We start from the raw sequence: 18484 nt of genomic DNA, 5'->3' as shown, positions 1-18484 counted from the left end.
TTTTTTTAGCCACAAATCCCCTTCACCCTGTGAACTTTTTCCGCGTCGTTGGGGCGGGGGGGCGCCCCCGCGGGCCGGGGGGGGGCGCCGGGGGCGGCCCCCCCGGGGGGGGCCCCCCCCGCCGCGGGTGGGTCGTGGGTTAGCGTCAGTCGGTGGGGCGCAGGACCACCGGGAGGGTCTGGTGGCCGTTGGTGATCAGGGAGGGCACCCGGGGGAGGGTGTCGGCGGGGGTCGCCAGGCGGGTGTCGGGGAAGCGGGTGAAGAACGCGCTCAGCGCGACCACCGCCTCCAGCCGGGCCAGCGGGGCACCCAGGCAGAAGTGCACGCCGTGGCCGAACGCGAGGTGCTCGGGGCCGGGCGCGGTGCGCGTGAGGTCGAACTGCCCGGCCGTGTCGCCGTGCCAGTCGGGGTGCCGGTTCGCGGCGGCGTACGCGGCGAGGATCGCCTCGCCCGCGGCGATCATCTGACCGTCGGGCAGCGGGATGTCGCGGACCGCGAAGCGCATCGGCAGGTTCTTCACCGCCGGTTCCAGCCGCAGCGTCTCCTCCACCACCGACGACCAGTCCGAGTCCCCGGACCGGACCAGCGCGAGCTGGTCGGGGTGGGTCAGCAGCGCGGAGATCGCCTGGTCGAGGAGGTTGACCGTGGTCTCGTAGCCGGCGCTGATCATCAGCAGCAGGGTGTCGCGCAGTTCGGTCTCGGACAGCGCCGAGCCGTCGCCCTCGTCGTCGCGCGCGGCGATCAGCAGGGAGGTCATGTCGTCGCCGGGCGCGGTCCGCTTGGCGGCGATCAGGTCGTCCAACACCCCGTACAGGCGAACGGTGTTGGCCATCGCCTCATCGGGCGTGAGGGTGGTGGAGAAGACGCCGTCCACCACGGTACGGAAGTCCGCCTGCTGCTCCTCGGGCAGGCCCATCAGATGGCTGATCACCTGGATCGGGATCGGGTAGGCGAACAGCTCGCGCAGGTCGACCGGGGTGTCCGGGGCGTCGTGGGACAGCTCGTCGAGCCGGTCCAGCAGCGTGCTGACGATCTGCTCGACCCGGTCGCCGAGCGCGGCTATCCGGCGGGCGGTGAACGCGGGGGCCACCAGCCGGCGCAGCCTGCGGTGGTCGCCGCCGTACGCGGTGAACATGTTGTGCACCGACACCCACAGCGCCAGCGGCCAGGTCGCGACCGCGTGGTCGTACGCCGGCCAGTGCTGCCGGGCGTCCTTGGAGACGTCGGGGCCGGTCAGGAGCTGCTTGAGCAGGGTCGGGTCGGTGACGGCCCAGGCCGGCACACCGAGGATGTCGACGCGGGCGGCGGGGCCCTGGGAGCGTAGCTTCTCGTGCTCGGAGTCCGGGTCGGAGCCGGTGGGGTCCAGGACGAGAGGGGTGGGCAGGGACACGGCGGAGTGCTCCGTTCAGCTCTGGGGCGCGGGCGGGGCGGGGACGGGCGGGAAGGTGACCGGCAGCGCGGTGAGCGCGCGGTGCCACGGTCCTGGCCGCCAGGTCAACTCCTCGGCGGGGACGGCCAGATCCATCTCCGGCAGCGCGTCGACGAGGTGGACCAGGGCGGTCTCGGCGATCAGGTAGGCGTGCGACTTGGCCGGGCAGGCGTGCGGGCCGTTGCTCCAGGCCAGGTGGGCGCGGTTGCCGACCCGGCGGGAGGGCGCGGCGCCGATCGACGGGTCGTTGTTCGCGGCGGACATGCAGATGACGACCGGCTGGTGCGCGGGCAGCCGCACCCCGTCGACGTCCATCGGCCGGGGCGGGTACGACACGCAGTACGATGCCATCGGCGGGTCGGTGAAGAGCAGTTCGTCCAGCGCGTCGCGTACCGACAGGCTGCCGGCGTGCAGGTTGCCGGAGAACCGGTCGTCGGTGAGCATCAGCCGCAGCGTGTTGGTGATCAGGTTGGTGGTCGGCTCGATGCCGGCGCCGTAGAGGGTGACCAGCTGGTGGTCCATCTCCTCGTCGGTGAGCGCCGCGTGGTGGCCGATCAGCCAGCTGGTGATGTCCGCGCCGGGGGAGGTGCGCTTGCTGGTGGTCAGGTCGCGCAGCGCCTGGCCGAGCATCACGTTCCCGGCGGCGGCGTCCACGCCCTCGAAGATCGCGGCCATGCCGTCGGCGACCCGCTGGCCGATCTGCGGCGGGCAGCCCAGCATCTCGTTGAGCACGCGGAAGGCGATCGGCCAGGCGTACTGCGTGAGCAGGTCGGCCGTGCCGGTGGGGCTGAACTGGCCGATGGTCTCGGCGGCGACCTGCTCCACGGTCGCCCGCAGCTGGTGCTGGTTGACCTGGTCCAGGCTCGCGGTGTTCGCCCCGCGGTAGCGGTGGTGCTCCTCGCCGGCCGAGCGCAGCGCGTTCGGCCGCCACTCCATCATCGGCTTCACCGGGCAGTCGTCGGGGACGTCGCGCTGCCACACCCGCGGGTCGGCCGGGAAGCGCTGCGGGTCGTTGAGGATGCGCAGCGCCTGGGCGTAGCCGATGACGAGGGTGGCGGGGACACCGGGCGAGAGGTCCACCGGCACCAGCGGGCCGAACTCCGCCCGCATCCGGTCGTAGGCGCCGTGCGGGTCGGCGGCGAACTCCTCGGTGTAGAGCGGGACGCGCCGGCCCGGCGCGTGCGTGGCGGGCGCGGGGTCGGCATAGGGCGGGGACGTCACGGGCGGGGCTCCAGTTGGCGGGTGGACAGGAATTCGACGAGCGTGATCAGGGCGCCCAGGCACGACTGCCGGTCCCGCGCGTCGCACGTGGTCAGCGGGGTGGCGTCGTCCAGGTCGAGGGCCTGGCGGACCTCCTCCAGCGGGTACTCCATCCCGTCGTCGAAGCGGTTTATCGCCACGGCGTACGGGGTGTCGTACTCCTCCAGCAGGTCCAGGACGTCGTGGCAGCGGTCCAGGTCCCGGGTGTCGACCAGCACCAGCGCGCCGAGCGCGCCGTCGGCCAGCCCCTCCCACAGCGGCTTGAACCGCACCTGGCCGGGGGTGCCGAACAGGTAGAGCACCAGGCTCTCGTTGAGGTGCAGCCGGCCGAAGTCCATGGCCACGGTGGTGGTGGTCTTCTCCGGGGTGCCGCGCAGGTCGTCGACGCCGACGCTCGCCTCGGTCATGGGCTCGTCCATCCGCAGCACGAGCGGCGCGACGGTGCCCACCAAGGTGGTCTTGCCGACCCCGAACGGCCCGGTGACCAGCAGCTTCGCCGAGCGGGTGATGGTGGAGGGGAGGTAGTCGAAGCCGAGCGGCTCGGCGGCGGAGTCGTCGTCGGGACGGGCGGTCTCGCCGGACGGGCCCGTCATCTCGGACAGGCCGGCGTCAGGCGATGGAGCGGAGGCCATGCAGCACTTCCTTCAGCAGGTCGGTGGACGGCGCGTCGGCGCGGGTACGCCGGACCGGGGCCGCGAGGTGGCCGGAGTCGATCAGGCCGGAGACCAGAATCCTGACCACCGACGGCGGCAGCTCCAGCCCGGCGGCGATCTCCGCCACCGCCAGCACCCCGCCGCGGCACAGCAGGAACACCCGGCGGGCGTCCGGCTCCAGTCCTTGCACCGGGGCGGGCGCGGCGATCACCAGGGACTCCAGGCGTACGTCGCGGGAGGGGCGGCTGCGCCCGCCGGTGCGGACGTAGGGCCGGACCACATCCGGGTCACGCCGCGGGCCGCTCACCTCGCTCGACCGCCCTCGCCGACGGGTCGGCGCTCCCTGCTGACCAGCTCGTGGCCGACCCGCTGGGCCAGCGCGTTCATCCGCTCGCTGATCAGCCCGATGTCGCTGTCGAGTTCGGCGCAGACCGCCAGCAGCGAGTTCTCCGCGGCGGCCGAGGTCAGCCCGATCCACTGGTCGGTCTCGATCAGGTGCTGGCGCACCGAGTTGGGCTCACCCCGCCGCCCGGTGACCTCGGCCCAGGCCAGCCCGGCCGCCCGCAGCGCAGCCGTCACGGCCGCGAGCTTGTCGCCGGTGTCCTTGTCGATGGTCTTGGTGTACGAGCTGAGCAGGCCGTCTGATGTCATGTGGACCGCGAACCGCACGCCCGGGCAATTGCCGAGGTGCTCGTCGAGCAGCCACCCCAGCGCATTGTCGTCGTGAGCTTTCAACATGGTCAGGAATCGCCCTTCGAAGTGGCCGACGTGTTCTCCGACGTGCCCTGCCGGTCGGTGCCCCAGGGGCGGTCCGGCAGGTCCTCCCGCGGACCCTCGTCCGGGTCCGGCCGGCTCCCCGCCGAGGAGGAGGCCGCTGAAGATGCCTGCTCCGACAGCGCCCGGCCGCGGCGGGACCCGTCGGCCCACGCGGCGGCGATGTCCGGCCGGCCCGGCCGGGTCTCGGCCACCGGCGCGGCGGGTGCGGCGGGCGCGGGTGCCGGCTGCGGCCGGCGCCGCCGCCGGGTCAACCCGCTCGCGGTGGTGGCCGGTTGGGCGCCGAGCGACCCGTCGTGACGGCTGTCGGAGCCGTACGAGGGTCCCGCCGCGTACGGCTGCGGGTCGTGGGCGGCCTGCACCGGCTGCGGGCTCTGCGCGTACTGCGCGGGCTGCCCCGGCTGCGGCCCGTTCGGGTGGCCCTGCGCCGGGAGGTACGGCTGGTCGGCGCCGGGGCCCGCGCGGTGGCCGGCCGGCTGCTCGGCCGGCAGCGTGGTCAGCAGCGCGGCGGGCACGAACACCAGCGCCCGGGTGCCGCCGAACAGGTTGGGCGCTTCGAGGTCGATCCGGAAGCCGTAGCGCGCCGAGAGCTGGGCCGCGACCCGGAAGCCGGTCTGCGGGTACGCGCCGAGCGCGTGGATGTCCAGCGACTGCTTGCCGCTGAGGATCTCCCGGGCCCGCTCCAGCTGTTCGGTGCTCATCTGCAGCCCGGCGTCGTCCACGACCACCGTCACGCCGTTGTGCCCGGTACGGAAGGACACCTCCGCGTAGGAGGTCGGCGGCGCGTAGCGGACGGCGTTGTCGAGCAGGATCGCCAGGGTGTGCACCAGCGCCTCGACCGCGCGCGGCACCACCGCCTGGTCCAGCTCCTGCGCCCGCACCCGCTCGTAGTTCTGGATGCGGCCCATCGCGGCCCGGGCGATGTCGGTGAACTCGGTGGCCGGCAGCCGGCGGCCGAGGGTGCCGCCGGACAGCACCATGTAGCCCTGGGCGATACGCAGCATCTGCTGGGCGGTGTGGTCGATCTCCATCAGCGTCTCGTACGCGTCGTCGCCGTGGTGCCGGCGCACGCCCACGCTGACCTCCTCGGCGAGTTCGGCACCGAGGCTCACCAGGGCCGAGGCGAAGGTCAGTACGGCCGCGCGGGTGGCGTCGCGGGCGTCCTCGTGGGCCTTCTCGACCCGCAACTCGGCGGCGTCCTGCGCGTCGCGCCGGGTCTGCCGGACCAACGCGGTGTGCTTTGAGACCAGTTCCTCGATGCGCTGCGCCGCCAGGGTGCCGGCCAGCGGCTGCGGCAGCACGAACTCGACCTCGCGGTTCTCGCCGGGTTCCAGCGCCGCGGCGGTGGCCTCGGCCAGGCCGGCCGACGCCAGGTAGCCCAGCGCGTCCTCCAACGCCCTTTGCTGCTCGGCGTGCTGGCGTACCCGTTCTCGCTCGGCCAGGACCGTGGCATGGCTTTGTGCGTGCTGCTGCTCGGCCTGCCGCTGCCGGGTGCGGGCGATACGGCGGAACCGCAGAGCCGCACCGCCGGCGGCCAGCGCGAGGGCCAACAGCAGCGCAGCTGCCGCCTCCTGTATCAACGTGGTCATCAGATCCTCAGGAATCTGGACGCGGCTCAACGCCCGTCCGGGGTTGGCGGTGTCGGGTGCCGTGACCGGAGAGGTGCACCGGTTCGCGGTGCCCGGCGCGGCACCTCGCTGCGTGGTCGGAGTCGTCCGCGTACGCCCGGTACGAGGACGATCCTCCGCCTTGCGACGCTCCGCACCGGGCACCGCGGACCAGGCACACCCTTCCGGCCGCGGCACGGGAGACGCTGACGGTCGATGACGGCGGCGGGTCCGCGGATAACCGCCCCCGGGCGGGGCGCGGCCACCGGGCCGGGTCCTTGCGGAGGCTGCGGCTGACGGCCGTGGTCACTTGCCTGTCCTCACCGTCGGGGGTGCGGCGGCTCGCTGGATCACGCCGGCCGGCGACCGGAACGAGCGGGCGTGGGTGGTGTCCTGATCGCCCGGCCGAACGGTCGCGCGGTGCGAGTGGTTCGGGGCGCCGTACTGGATTCGATTGTGCCTGGCCATTGGGGAACGGCCTTGGTGCGGCCACTTTGCGATCATATACAGGCGGCCGTTCCGCGCCAAGCCGCTGCATTTGCTCGCCGCCCATATGTGCGGAAGAAGGCGGCGAATTCGGGCGAGTCGCTCGATCAGACAACCGAATTCTCCACCCCTTCGAGGGTTGTGGCAGTCGCGGCCGCGGTGGAGTCCACGGGGCGGGCGCGATGGTGGGCGCACCGGTCCCCGGGCCGGCGTCGCAGGCGATCGCGGTCAGGTACGGAGAGGGAGCCTACCGTTACGTAGGCCGGAAGGAGTTGGAGTCGCGAATGCCGACCGCGAACGGGTGGCGCGTGCGACGATCCGCCGGCGCCGGCTTGACGGCGGCGGCCCGGTTTCCCTCCGTCGGCGCGACGACGACCGGGCGCGGCTGCCCCTGCCGCCGTCCCGCGGGGACCGGTCGATCGGCCCCCGCTTCACCGGCGGGCGGGGGTGCGGCGGGCTTCTCGCCCTGGTCCGGGCGCGGTCCGGGCGTGGATCTCGGCAGCGTCAGCCCATCATGACTTCATATCAACACCGTTTGGATGAACCGGAGTTGACGTTCCGTCCGATCTCAGGGGAGAGCCTGGCATTCGCGCTCGGCGTCTCGACGGCGTCCGGTGCGGGCTGTCCTGGGCGCCGCCGCGCTGGTCACCGCGGTACAAGTCGGCCGCACCGGCCCGGGTTTCCCGCGAGCCGCGGACTTCACCGCCGACTTCCCCCGCGTTCCGTGCCGCGTATGGTGCCGCGCGGTCGGAATTGCGGGTGCCGGCAATGGTGGGGCGCCCGCCGGGCGGCCGCTCGGCTCCCGTCCGCGGTGCGGGTGCCGCCCGTACGACCGGCGGGCGCCCGCCGGGGACGCGGCCGCCGCGCGGCGGGTGCCGTGGCGGTCGCAGGGAGCCGTACGGCCCGCGCTTCCTCCCTTTCGGCACGGTGCGCTTCGCCTTTCGCCCGGCCCCGCCCGGGTGAATCCGCGAGCGCGGATTCCGGCGGCCGGAACGCGGCCGGACATCCGGTATTCGGTTCCCGGACGGCGTATTCGGCTGACGCATTCGCCCGCCTCATTCGGCTGCCGTATGCGCCCGCCGCGAAATTCGCCCGGGTGATTCCTCCGCGGCCGACCCGAGGCGCCGGAATTCCCGCACCGCGCAGGCGATTCGGCAGCGGAAATCCGCGGAGACGGGTGCGCCCGGCGGCGGGAGTGCCCGAACGGCCGGAGGGAGGGGGCCGCCGGGGCACCCCCGAACCGCCCGCGCGGCCACCCCCGGGCAGGCCCCGGGTGTGGTGACCCGCGTCCACAACGCTGCGGGTCAGTACACCTGGTGGGAAGCCCGGGCGGTTCGTGCGGCGGCGAGGCGCAGGCCCTCGGTGTAGGCCGCGGCGGCGATCACCCGGGGGAGTTCGGCGCGCCGCTCGTACAGCAGGTGCCGGGTCACCCAGCGCGGCCGGTACCCCGCGTACGCCTGCTCGCCGTCGGACGGCGCGAGGTTGAGCGAGACGCGGACCACGTCCGCCACCGGTTCGGCGCCGGTACGCGCCCGCAGCAGCACCTCGGTGAGGACGAGATCGACCGGGCCGTGCCCCGACTCCTGGTCGTGCCGCAGCAGCGCCAGGGTCAGCCCGTCCTCGCCCCACGGCACGAACGCCAGCAGCGCGCAGGTCCGGTCGTGCCGGTCGCGGCACTCGGCGATCACGCAGCCCGGGTCGGCCGGGTCGCCGAGCCGCCCCAGCCGCACCCCGCCGGCCGCCCGGCCGTGCCGCCGCCACGCGTCGGCGAGCTGCCGCAGCCGTACCCACTCCTCCTCGGCCACCTCCCGCTCGCGGCGCACCACCACCGTGTAGCCGGCGCCCTCCATCGCCTGCCGCAGCCGGGCCGGCTCGGCCGGCAGCGCGCCGACCTCGACCACCGGCTCCACGCCCGAGTCCAGCCCGTGCAGCCCGGCCGCGGTGTAGACGCCCGCGGCGCTGTCGCCCGCGTGCGCGACGGCCGCGACCCAGGCGTGCCGGCGGGCGGTGTCCAGCCAGTGCGCGACCGCCGCCGGCCACGCCGCCGGCGGTCCCACCGGATCGCCGGCCGCGAGCGTCACGCCGTTCACCACCCGGTGCACGATCGCGGCCCGCCGGTCCGGCGCCCAGCACACCGCGCGGTCCCGGCGCAGCGCGAAGTACCCGAAGGAGTCCCGGCCGCCGTCCGCCCGCAGCAGCGCCCGCAACCGCCGCTCGTCCGCGGGCAGCAGCCGGTCCCGGCCGCGCGGCGCACGCAGGAACGCCAGCACCACGAGCAGCAGCAGCGCCACGCTGATCAGGTTGATCAGCAGGTCCGCCCACCACGGCACCCTGATCCCGGGGTGGTCGAAGATCGCCGACAGCGTCAGCGTCCGTACTGCCGCGTACCGGGCGCTGGGGCCCCAACGCGACGGCGGGTCCTGGTCGGTGGCCTGGACCAGCAGGGTGCCGGCGCCCACCGCGACCGCCGCCCCCACCACCAGGCTGAGCAGGCCCACGGCGATGTTGCGCCGCTCGCCGCGCACGTTGAAGGCGGTGCGCGACACCAGCAGCGCGCCCAGCAGCACCAACGTCAGGGCGATCGCCAGCCAGTCGGCGGCGTGCCGGTGCGCCCCCGGCGCCGCCGCGACGGTGCTCGCGATCGCCACGGTGTACGCGGCGGTCGCCACCGTGGTGAGCAGCCACGCCGCCCGCTTGCGCCGGCGCAGGCTCACCGACAGCACGAACGCCAGCGCGGCGCCGGTGAATCCGGGGCTGACCAGGAACGCGGAGACGTGACCGCCGCCGCTCGCGGCCCGCACCCGGTCGCGCAGCGGGCCGACCAGCCCGCTGACGACGTCCACCGCGGCCGCCAGCCGCAGGTACCACACGGCGATCACCGCGCCCGGCCCGCGCAGCGGCCCCAGCACCCGGCCCAGCAGCAACTCCAGCCGGGACGGCGGCACCTCCACGACCGTCGGCACCGCCGACGCCCGCTTCGCCAGCGACACCGGGGTGGGTGCCCCGGCGACCGCGTCCATCACCGCGGTCTTCGCGGCCATCACCCGCCGCCGCGCGCCCTCCTCGCGCCGTTCGGCCCGCGCCATCCGGCGTGGCCGCGCGGCGTAGCGCCAGCGCGCCCACGGGCTGTGCGGCCGGGCCAGCCGCAGCGCGCCCACCACCGCGAGCACCGGCACCATCACGCCCAGCAGCCCGGTCCACACCTTGCCCTTGAGCAGGCACAGCACCACGAACCCGAGCAGCACCGCGGCCACCGCGTACGACCCGTACGACCCCCCGCCGACGTACCCGCCGAGCGGGGCCTCGCCCGCCACCAGCAGCCCGATCACCGCGACGGAGAGGATCACCGCGTCGACCGACCGCCGGCCCTCCTCCTTCCAGTACACGTCCTCCAGGTGCAGCACGAGCGCGAACTCGTCCAGCACCAGCCCGCAGCCCATCCCGAAGACCACCGCGAGGATGTCGTGCGCCACCGGCCCGCCGCTGATCCCGAACGCGCCCACCCCGCCGATGATCATCATCACCTGGCCGAAGACCACGTGGTGGATGTGCATCCCGCCCGGCTGCACGTTCCCCGGCCACCACGACACCTGCCGCCGGATCATCCGGGTGCTGAACCGGATGAAGAGGAAGGAGCAGACCAGCCCGGCCAGCAGCAGGAAGAGCTGCTCGCGCCCGGCGCCCGAGGTCTGCATGCCGTGCGTGCCGCCCAACCAGTGCCTCATGGGCCAAGGGTGCTGGCCGCGCGCCCCGACGCGGACCGGGACGCGCGGAACGGGTGGCGGGCTTGGCGCAGATGGGGGCATGCCGGGCGACGGGCACACGACTGAGCCCCGCATCGTGACCATGCGGGGCTCGGAGTCGGAGCGGCGCTCAGCGAGTGCCGCGGATCGGTGTGCCGCGGGTGGGCCGGGGGTGGATCGACACCCGGTCGAGGTGTGTGGGGTGGCTCACCCGGTGGCGCGGGGTTGCCGCGTGGGGCGGCTCACCGCTCGGTGAGCATCCCGTTGCGCAGCTTGGTGAGGGTGCGCGACAGCAGCCGGGAGACGTGCATCTGCGAGCAGCCCAGCTCTGCGCCGATCTCGGCCTGCGTCATCTCGTCGGCGAAGCGCATCCGCAGGATGCTCCGCTCGCGGTCGTCGAGCCGGCCCAGCAGCGGGGCGAGGGCGTGGAAGTCCTCGACCAGCTCCATCGCCGGGTCGCAGGCGCCGATCGACTCGGCGTACGGCCGGCTGTTGTCGGAGCCGCCCTCCTCGTCGCCGGCGGGCAGGTCGAGCGAGCCGGCGGTGTAGCCGTTCGACGCCACCAGGCCCTCGATGACGTCCTCCTCGCCGATCTCCAGGTAGGCGGCCAGCTCGGCGACGGACGGCTTGGCGTCCAGCACCGCGGTGAGGTGGTCGCGGGCCTTGGCCAGCTCCACCCGCAGCTCCTGGAGCCGGCGCGGCACGTGCACGGCCCAGCTGGTGTCGCGGAAGAACCGCTTCATCTCGCCCACGATGTACGGCACGGCGAAGGTGGTGAACTCCACCTCGCGGCTCAGGTCGAACCGGTCGATCGCCTTGATCAGGCCGATCGTGCCGACCTGGAGGATGTCCTCCATCTCCTCCGGGCCGCGGCTGCGGAACCGGCGGGCGCTGAAGTGCACCAGCGACATGTTCATCTCGATGAGGGTGTTCCGCGCGTAGCTGTACTCGCGGGTGCCCTCCTCAAGGGTCTGCAGCCGGTCGAAGAAGAGCTTCGACAGCGCCCGCGCGTCCTTGGGGGCGACCTTGCCGGCTTCCTCGATCCAGGGCAGTTCACCGACCGACCCTGCGTGCGCGCCCGACACGGGGGCACCAGGAGAGGTAGCGGAACCCGTCGCAGCAGGCTGGACGGATGCTTCTGCGGTCTGCGTGGCCACCGTCATGTCATCATCCTCAGTCGTCGGAACTGCTCTTCGGCCTCTTACCCCCGACCTCCCCCCACACTCCCACTTCTTCAGAACAGTTTCCACGCGGCATCTTTTCAGCGGTCGACCGGCGCCGATACGTAGGCGATCTGCCCCAATATGTCCTGGTCTGCTATGTGTTCGTCATCGGCGAGGAGGAGGACCTTGCTGAGGATCACCGAGGTCTGCTCGTCGTCGTCGGCGAAGGGGAGGAAGAGGTCGCGGTGCGGTGTGCGGGTCAACCCGGCCGGGACGATGCACAGGTGGCCGCCCGGGTCGACGTGGACGCTGCCGCTGCCGAGGTGCACGCGGTAGTCGGCGCGGGTGCCGCGCACCCGGGCGTACCGGCCGTCGAGGGTGACCCGGTCCAGGCCGAGGTCGGCCACGAGGGCGGCGAGCAGCGCGGCGCGGACCGCCGCCGCCGAATCGGACGGCGACTCCTCGGACGGCAGTTGCCGCGCGGCGACCGAGACCACCAGGTCCACGTCGCGCAGCGCCTCGGACAGGTCGAGCGCCGGCACCCGCGCCAGCGGCACCGCCGCGCCGAGCACCAGGCTGTGGCCGGGGCCGTCGACCGTCTCGACGAACCCGGTCGGCCCGGTCCTGGCCGAGCCCTCACCCAGGAAGTGGCCCAACTCGTCGAAGCGCAGCACGGCGTGGCAGCCGCCCAGGCGCCGCGTCGCGAACGGCTGGTCCTCGCGTACCGACGCCCGCCAGCCCCGGGCGGTGAGCAGCCGCCCGGCGACCGCTCCGGCCACGTCCCGCCCGGCGAACCGCAGTGACCACGTGCCGTCCTCCCGCTCGGCCGCGGTGAGGCGGTACCACTCCCGGAAGACCTGCTTGACCGGCTGCCGTATCCGCCGCCGCACGACCTCCCGCTGCCACCCGCCGAGCAGGTCCCGGGCGGCGAGGTCCAGCGGGTGGGCCGCGCCAATCCCGACCCCGACCCCTGCGCCGGCTCCGATCGGCACCGGTACGCCGTCGAGGCCGACCAGCGCGGGGGCGGCGCCGGAGAGGTCCAGCAGGCCGAACACGCCGTCGGCGGTGCGCAGCACCAGCGCGGACAGCATGGCCCGCGCGGCGGGCAGGGCCAGCAGGCGGTCGAAGGCGGCCGCGTCCAGCAGGTCGCCCCCGGCCACCAGCGGCTCGATCAGCCCGGTGCGCACCCTGCGGGCCTGCTCGCGCAACCGCTCCTGCACGGCGCGGATCTCACCGTAGGAAGGGTCCTGCCGGACCTGCTTCGGTACGGACGCGAGCCGCTTGCCGGCGCGTTCGACCCGCAGGGGCACAGCGGGGTCGGCCAGGTCGACGGCGAGGGTGTACGCCCCGATGCTCCAGCGCTGCGGGGTGTCCGTGGACAGCCGGGCCTCCATGTCCCACTCCAGGCGGTCGGCCGACGGGTACCCGGTGACCTGAGCGAGGTGCCACAGCCCGGCGTGCACCGCCCGCAGGTGGTTGGCGCGGCGCTCGGCGCCGAACCGGGTGGCCGCCTTCGCGCAGCCGCGCAGCTCCAGATAGCGGTCGAGCACGGTCTCGCCGGCGGTGAGCGGCAGCAGGCCCAGACACCCGATCGCCGAGTACGCGTGCCGGCGCAGCCGTTCGCGGACCCGCGGCTCGTTGAGGCCGTACCGGGCGAGCAGGAACTCCGGCAGGTCGTCCGCCGCGCCGACCGACCCGGCGCCGAGGCCGGCGAGGTCGGCCGTGACCGTCGTCGCGGTGGCGCACAGCAGCGGGAGCAGGTCGGCCATCCGCTCGGCCGGCAGTTCCACGCGGCGCAGCGCGCCCAGGTCGATCGCGTCGGACTCCGGGTCGACGGGCGCGACGCCGTCGCGGATCAGGCGGGCCAGCGGTCGCGCGTCGGCGGCGTCGAGCAACTCCAGCAGGTCCAGGGGCTGTTCCCGCGCGGCCGCCGCGAGGGCCACGGCCGCCTCGCGCTCGGCGCGGGGACGCGTGCCCAACTCGTCAAGCAGCGAGACCTGTTCGGCCTCGGTGAGGCGGGCCCGCGCCAGGTAGACGGCGGCGGTGCCGCGGGCGCGGTCCCCGCCCGGCGCGGTGGTCTCGGCCCGCCACAGCTCCAGCGCCCGCAGGAAGAACCGCGTGCCGCGCGGGCGCCAGGGCGGGAGTTGCCTGACGCTCTCCGCGGTGGGCGCCGCACAGAGCAGGTCGACGAAGCGGTCCAGGGAGTCCGCGATCCTGTCGCGGCAGCCCGCGGAGACCTCGTCCCACAGCGCGGGCCGGTCGTGGAAGTGCGGCTGCTCCCGGCGCGCCGGATCGACCGGGCACAGCTCCCAGGACCGATGGCGCACCCGCAGCAGCGGGTGCAGGACGTCGTCGTCCAGCGCCCCCGCGTCGTACAAGCCCTGCACGAGCCGGATCAGCTCCCAACCGCGGAAGCCGGAGCCGTTGCCGAGCAGCAGGGAACGCAGCAGGGCGGTGCGCTCCGGCGTGACGGGGCGCTCCAGGACCGCGCGGGCCGCCGCATCCCAGCACTCGTGCAGGCCGTAGGACCCGGGGCCGAACGTCTCCTGCAGGAAGGTGTGCAGCTCCACCGGGACGTCGAACGGCACTTCGTCGGCGAGCTGCCGCAACGGGCCGGGTGACCGGGCGAGCAACTCGCCGAGCCGGTGCGCCACTTCGTCCGTGGCCGGGAGGGCGCTCATCCGCCGACCAGCGCGGTGACGCGGAGGAAGGTGATCCGGTCGCCCGGCCGGACCGCCACCGGCTCGTCCGGGGACTCCAGCCGGCGGCCGCCCGCGAACACGGCGACCAGGCCGCGGTCGATCGCCGCCATCGCCCGCTCCGTCTCGGCCGCGGCGCCGCCCACCGGCTCGGTACGGTCAGGGCCGGACCGGAACTGGGCGCCCACCGAACTCCGCGCCGCGCGCGGCGTCTTGGAGCCCGAAGCGGACCCTTCGCGGTCCGCCGCGTCCGCCGCCGCGAGCTGCGCCTCGACCGCGCGGCCCACGATCTCCCGCAGCGTCAGCACGGCTTCGTCCGCGGCCACTTCCAGCCACACCGCCGGCACCGTCGGCCCGTCCGGCACCCCCACCGCGCGACTGCGCACCTCCAGCAGCACCATCGCCGCCCGCCCCCTCCCTCACGATCACTCCACCACGACCCTAGGGCGACCCTCTGACAACGCGTTCCGGCCCGGTCAGCGGCCCAGCCGGCCGCGCACCATGCCCAGCAGCGCGTTCAGCTCCTCGATCCGCATCCGCTTGGCGATCGCGAGGAAGAGGCCGATCTGGACCACGAGGCCGATCAGCAGGGCGCCGGCCGCGCCGAGCAGGCCGCCGCCCAGGACGTGCTCGGTGGTCCGGGCGAGCAGGAAGCTCAGGATCGAGGGGATGACGCTGGCCACGATCAGGCGGCCGTAGGTGCGGCGGATGCGCGGCCCGTCGAGGGTGCCGATCCGGCGCCGCAGCCGGGGCAGCGCGACCATCAGGCCGACGAAGTACGCGACGCCGTAGCCGAACGCCATGCCGATCACGGCCCGTTGCGGCGGCAGCAGCAGGAACGACAGCCCGGCGACAGCCGCGTTGACCAGGGCGATCCACACCGTGTTGAAGAAGGGCGTCCGGGTGTCCTCGTACGCGTAGAAGCCGCGCAGCATGACGTACTGCGCCGAGTACGGGATCAGGCCGAGGGCGAACGCGGCGAGCATGTAGCCCACCGAGCGGCCGCCGTTGGCGCCGGTGCCGTAGATCAGCGCGCCGATCCACGGGCCGAGGGAGAGGAAGAGGAAGGCGGCCGGCACGATCGCCACCGCGGAGGTGCGCAGGCCGTGCGAGATGTCGGCGCGGACCGCGGCCGCGTCGCCGTCGGAGGCGGCCCGGGATATTCGGGGCAGCACCGCGCTCATCACCGAGACCGTGATGACCGCCTGCGGGAGCTGCCAGATGGTCTGGGCGCTGGTGTACGCGGCCAGGCCGGTGCCGCTGGCGAAGCCGTGCGCCGCCGCGGACTTCTCGGCGGCGGTGGCGAGTTGGGTGACCACGATCAGCCCGGCCTGGTTGGCCAGCACGAACAGGAAGGTCCAGCGGGCGAGTTTGGCGGCGTGCCCCAGACCGTGGCCGCGCCAGTCGAAGCGCGGCCGGAAGTGCAGCCCGGACTTGCGCAGGTAGGGGAGCATCGACAGCGCCTGCACCACCAGGCCGAGCAGGGTGCCGACACCCAGCAGCCGTACGCCCTGCGGGGAGATGGTGTTCGGGCTGACCGCCGAGTGGCCGAAGCTGCCGAACACCCAGATGTACATCCCGAAGGTGAAGATCACCACGATGTTGTTGAGCACCGGGGTCCACATCATCGCCCCGAATCGCTCGCGGGCGTTGAGGATCTGGCCGGCCACCACGTGCACGCCCATGAAGAAGATCGTCGGCAGGCAGTACCTCGCCATGTCCACGGTGACGTGCGCGCTGGCCGGGGTGGACATCAGCGAGGGGGAGAGCATCCGCACCAGCAGCGGCGCGGCCGCCACCATCACCAGCACCACGGCGCCGAGCGCGGTGATCACCAGCGTCAGCAGCCGGTTGGCGTACGCCTCGCCGCCGTCCGCGTCGTTCTTCATGCTGCGGATCAGCTGCGGGACGAACACCGCGTTCAGCGCGCCGCCGCCGACCAGGAAGTACACCATCGTGGGCAGCGTGTAGGCGACCTGGTACGAGTCGCCCATCACGCCCTGGCCGATCGCCGCGGCGATCATCATGTTGCGGACGAAGCCGGTGCCCCGCGACACCATGGTGCCCAGCGCCATCACGGCACTCGAACCGAGCACCGAGCCCTTGGACTTGGCCTTGCCGTCCGCGGCCGGTTCGCGCCCCGCCTCCCGCGGCGGCGCCCGGTCCACGTCGATCACCGGGAACGTCCCGGTCGCCTCCGCCGCCACGTCCCCGCTGGCCCCGCCGTAGACGTTCGGCGCGTAGTAGAGGGAGTAGTCGGCGTCGTCGTCCCGGTAGAGGTGGCGGTACGGGTCCGGGTCCGGCGCGCTCTGCTGCGGCACGGAGGTGTAGCCGTACGGCCCGTACTGCTGCTGCGCGTAGGGGGCTTGCTGTTCGTACCCGCCGTACTGGCCGTACGGCGCCTGCTGGCCGTACGGCGCTTGCGGTTCGTACCCGCCCTGCTGGTCGTACCCGCCCTGCTGGTCGTACGGTCCCTGCTGGTCGTACGGTGCTTGCTGGTCGTACGGTCCCTGCTGGTCGTACCCGCCGTACTGGCCCGGGTACTGCTGCGGGTACCCGCCGTCCCGCGGGTACCCGTCCTCCCCGTACGGACCTTCGTATCCGTCACGCCGACCGTTGCCGCCGTCCGGCGTGCTCATAGGTCTCTCCGCTTCCGCTGCACCAGGACGGGACCGGCGCCCCCGGTCCGCCGCCCGTACCGCATACCTTCTCATCCGCGGCGGCGCGGCATCTCCCCGAGTGGCGTCAGGCGGCGGGGGCGGAACGTACGCCACCCGACCGCACGACCGCGCGCGGGCTCCGCGCCGACGACGACCGTGTTCGGCCTCGGCGACGTCCGACGGGGGCTGGTGGCCGAACAGCCGTGCCCGGTGCCGCCGTTCGGTCGTGTTCGGCTGGCCCGCGGGCGGGGTCCGGCGCAGGATCGAGGGGGCGATCGGTGGAGACGGGTGGAGAGGGCGGCGTCATGCGCAGCGGTGAGGAGCACGCGGCCAGGGGTGGCGCCGACGGCACCGGTCCGGCAGATCCGGCAGATCCGGCAGATCCGGCGGGTCCGGGCGGGCCGGGGCGACGGCGGGTGCTGCGGGTCGCGGCGTCCGGGCTGGTCGTCGTCGCGAGCGCCGGATGCGGCGGGAGCCCGCACCGGGCGCGCCCCACGCCGCCCGCGCCGGACCCGGGCGCCTACCGCCTCACCGGGCACGCGGCGCCGAAGGGCACCGACGACTGGCGGCTCGGCCCGATCGGCCCGCCGCACGCGATCGAGGGCTACGCCGACCGGGTCAGCGTGCTGCCGGGGGAGACCTTCGGGCTGCACGTGTCGACCACGGCGCGGGCGTTCCGGGTCTCCGCCTTCCGGGTCGGCTGGTACGACGGCAAGCAGGCGGCCCTGGTGTGGGCCTCGCACACGGTGGCCGGCCGGCGGCAGGGCCCGTACAGCACCGCCCTGGACACGCGGATGATCCACGCGGGCTGGGACCGCAGCCTGGAGATCGCGGCCGACGGCTGGCCGGCGGGCGCCTACCTGCTGCGGCTGGAGGCCGACAGCGGCCACCAGCGGTACGTCCCCCTGGTGGTCCGCTCGACCAGCGCCCACGGCCGCACCCTCCTCATGCACGCCCCGGCGACCTGGCAGGCGTACAACGACTGGGGCGGCAACTGCCTCTACTACGGCGCGGACGGCTCGTACGCGCGCCGGGCGTACGAGGTGTCCTTCGAGCGGCCCTACGCCAAGAGCGGCGCGGAGAAGTTCCTGGTCTACGAGCGGGCCGCGGTGGTGTTGGCCGAGCGGTCGGGCATCCCGCTGGCGTACACCACGGGGATGGACGTCCACCGCGACCCGAGCGTGCTGAAGGGCGCGACCACCGCGGTGGCGCTCGGCCACGACGAGTACTGGACCCCGGAGCAGCGGCAGCATGTCACGGCGGCCCGCGACGCCGGCACCAACCTGGCCTTCCTGGGCGCCAACACCTGCTTCCGCCGGGTCCGGCTGGCCGCCACCACGGCCACCGCGCCGCCCCCGGTGGTCTGCTACAAGACCGACTTCTACGCCGACCCGTACCTCGCCGACCACCCGCACATGGCGACCACCGACTTCCGCAGCGGCCCGGGGGCCGACCCGGAGTCCTCGCTGACCGGCGTCCTGTACGAGGGCTTCCCGACCGACGCGCCCTACGTCGTGGAGAACCCCGACCACTGGGCCTTCCGCGGCACCGGGGTGCGCCGGGGCGAGAGCTTCGCCCACCTGGTCGGCGTCGAGTACGACCGGGTCACCCCGGGCTCTCCCATGCCCAGGTCGATCGAGGTCGTCGCCCACTCGCCGCTGGTGTGCCACGGCAAGCACAGCCACTCCGACTCCGCGTACTACACGGTGCCCAGCGGCGCCGGTGTCTTCTCCACCGGCACCATGCGCTGGGTGGAGGGGCTGATGGCGGGCACCGGCCTGGACGGGCGGGACCACAAGATGGACGCCCGCACCCGGGGGTTCGTCACCAAGGTCACCGAGAACGTGCTGACCGGGTTCGCCGAGGGACCCGCCGTCCGGCACCAGCCCGCCCCGCGGGAGAACGTGGCCTCCCTCTACGGCGGAGGGCGCGCCTGACACTGGGCGCGCCCCAACCGCCGGGCGCGCGCGGGCTGCTGGACGTGGGCCCACCGTTGGACGCGCGCACCCG

Annotated in this window: 12 protein-coding genes; 1 reads left to right on the top strand and 11 read right to left on the bottom strand. The window is 74.0% G+C overall.

The genetic code is table 11. The features are described from left to right. Nucleotides 1–145: 145 nt before the first annotated feature. The 11 genes from AB0399_RS28225 to murJ all read right to left on the bottom strand — a co-directional run bounded on the left by AB0399_RS28225 (nt 146) and on the right by murJ (nt 16453). Nucleotides 146–1390, bottom strand: a complete 1245-nt coding sequence (locus tag AB0399_RS28225; RefSeq protein ID WP_366413261.1) for a cytochrome P450 — start codon at nt 1388–1390, stop codon at nt 146–148. Nucleotides 1391–1405: 15 nt separating this feature from the next. After that, nucleotides 1406–2650, bottom strand: coding sequence for a cytochrome P450 (locus tag AB0399_RS28220; protein ID WP_329364694.1), 1245 nt, complete (start codon nt 2648–2650; stop codon nt 1406–1408). Next, the gene (locus tag AB0399_RS28215; RefSeq protein ID WP_329364692.1) at nt 2647–3321 is read right to left on the bottom strand and encodes an ATP/GTP-binding protein; all 675 of its coding nucleotides are present in this window, start codon (nt 3319–3321) and stop codon (nt 2647–2649) included. Before AB0399_RS28215 ends, AB0399_RS28220 begins: the two co-directional genes overlap by 4 nt. Then, on the bottom strand, nt 3299–3649 hold the full coding sequence (locus tag AB0399_RS28210) for a DUF742 domain-containing protein (protein WP_328469351.1): 351 nt from the start codon (nt 3647–3649) through the stop codon (nt 3299–3301). Before AB0399_RS28210 ends, AB0399_RS28215 begins: the two co-directional genes overlap by 23 nt. After that, entirely contained in the window at nt 3646–4080 is a 435-nt protein-coding gene (locus AB0399_RS28205) for a roadblock/LC7 domain-containing protein (protein WP_328469353.1), read from the bottom strand. The genes AB0399_RS28210 and AB0399_RS28205 overlap by 4 nt, the downstream gene beginning before the upstream one ends. A 2-nt stretch (nt 4081–4082) precedes the next feature. Next, complete coding sequence (locus tag AB0399_RS28200) at nt 4083–5705, bottom strand: ATP-binding protein (protein ID WP_366413260.1); 1623 nt, start codon at nt 5703–5705, stop codon at nt 4083–4085. Nucleotides 5706–7513: 1808 nt separating this feature from the next. Next, entirely contained in the window at nt 7514–9934 is a 2421-nt protein-coding gene (locus AB0399_RS28195) for a phosphatidylglycerol lysyltransferase domain-containing protein (RefSeq protein WP_366413259.1), read from the bottom strand. A gap of 260 nt (nt 9935–10194) precedes the next feature. Then, the gene (locus tag AB0399_RS28190) at nt 10195–11037 is read right to left on the bottom strand and encodes an RNA polymerase sigma factor SigF (RefSeq protein WP_366413258.1); all 843 of its coding nucleotides are present in this window, start codon (nt 11035–11037) and stop codon (nt 10195–10197) included. Nucleotides 11038–11213: 176 nt separating this feature from the next. Beyond that, nucleotides 11214–13796: a DUF4132 domain-containing protein gene (locus tag AB0399_RS28185; protein WP_366413257.1), complete on the bottom strand. Its 2583-nt coding sequence runs from the start codon at nt 13794–13796 to the stop codon at nt 11214–11216. Continuing rightward, nucleotides 13793–14215, bottom strand: a complete 423-nt coding sequence (locus AB0399_RS28180; RefSeq protein ID WP_366413256.1) for a hypothetical protein — start codon at nt 14213–14215, stop codon at nt 13793–13795. Before AB0399_RS28180 ends, AB0399_RS28185 begins: the two co-directional genes overlap by 4 nt. Nucleotides 14216–14290: 75 nt before the next feature. Continuing rightward, a complete protein-coding gene (gene murJ / locus AB0399_RS28175; protein ID WP_366413255.1) occupies nt 14291–16453 on the bottom strand; it encodes a murein biosynthesis integral membrane protein MurJ in 2163 nt (720 codons plus the stop codon). A 326-nt stretch (nt 16454–16779) separates the two neighbouring features. On the opposite strand from murJ, the gene AB0399_RS28170 reads away from it, so the two are divergent. After that, on the top strand, nt 16780–18411 hold the full coding sequence (locus AB0399_RS28170) for a N,N-dimethylformamidase beta subunit family domain-containing protein (protein WP_366413254.1): 1632 nt from the start codon (nt 16780–16782) through the stop codon (nt 18409–18411). Nucleotides 18412–18484 lie beyond the last annotated feature (73 nt).

The organism is Streptomyces sp. NPDC088194 (assembly GCF_040702025.1).
Taxonomy (GTDB): Bacteria; Actinomycetota; Actinomycetes; order Streptomycetales; family Streptomycetaceae; genus Actinacidiphila.
The sequence above is the reverse complement of the archived record's forward strand: the minus strand, read 5'-3'. Positions and strand labels throughout refer to the sequence as shown.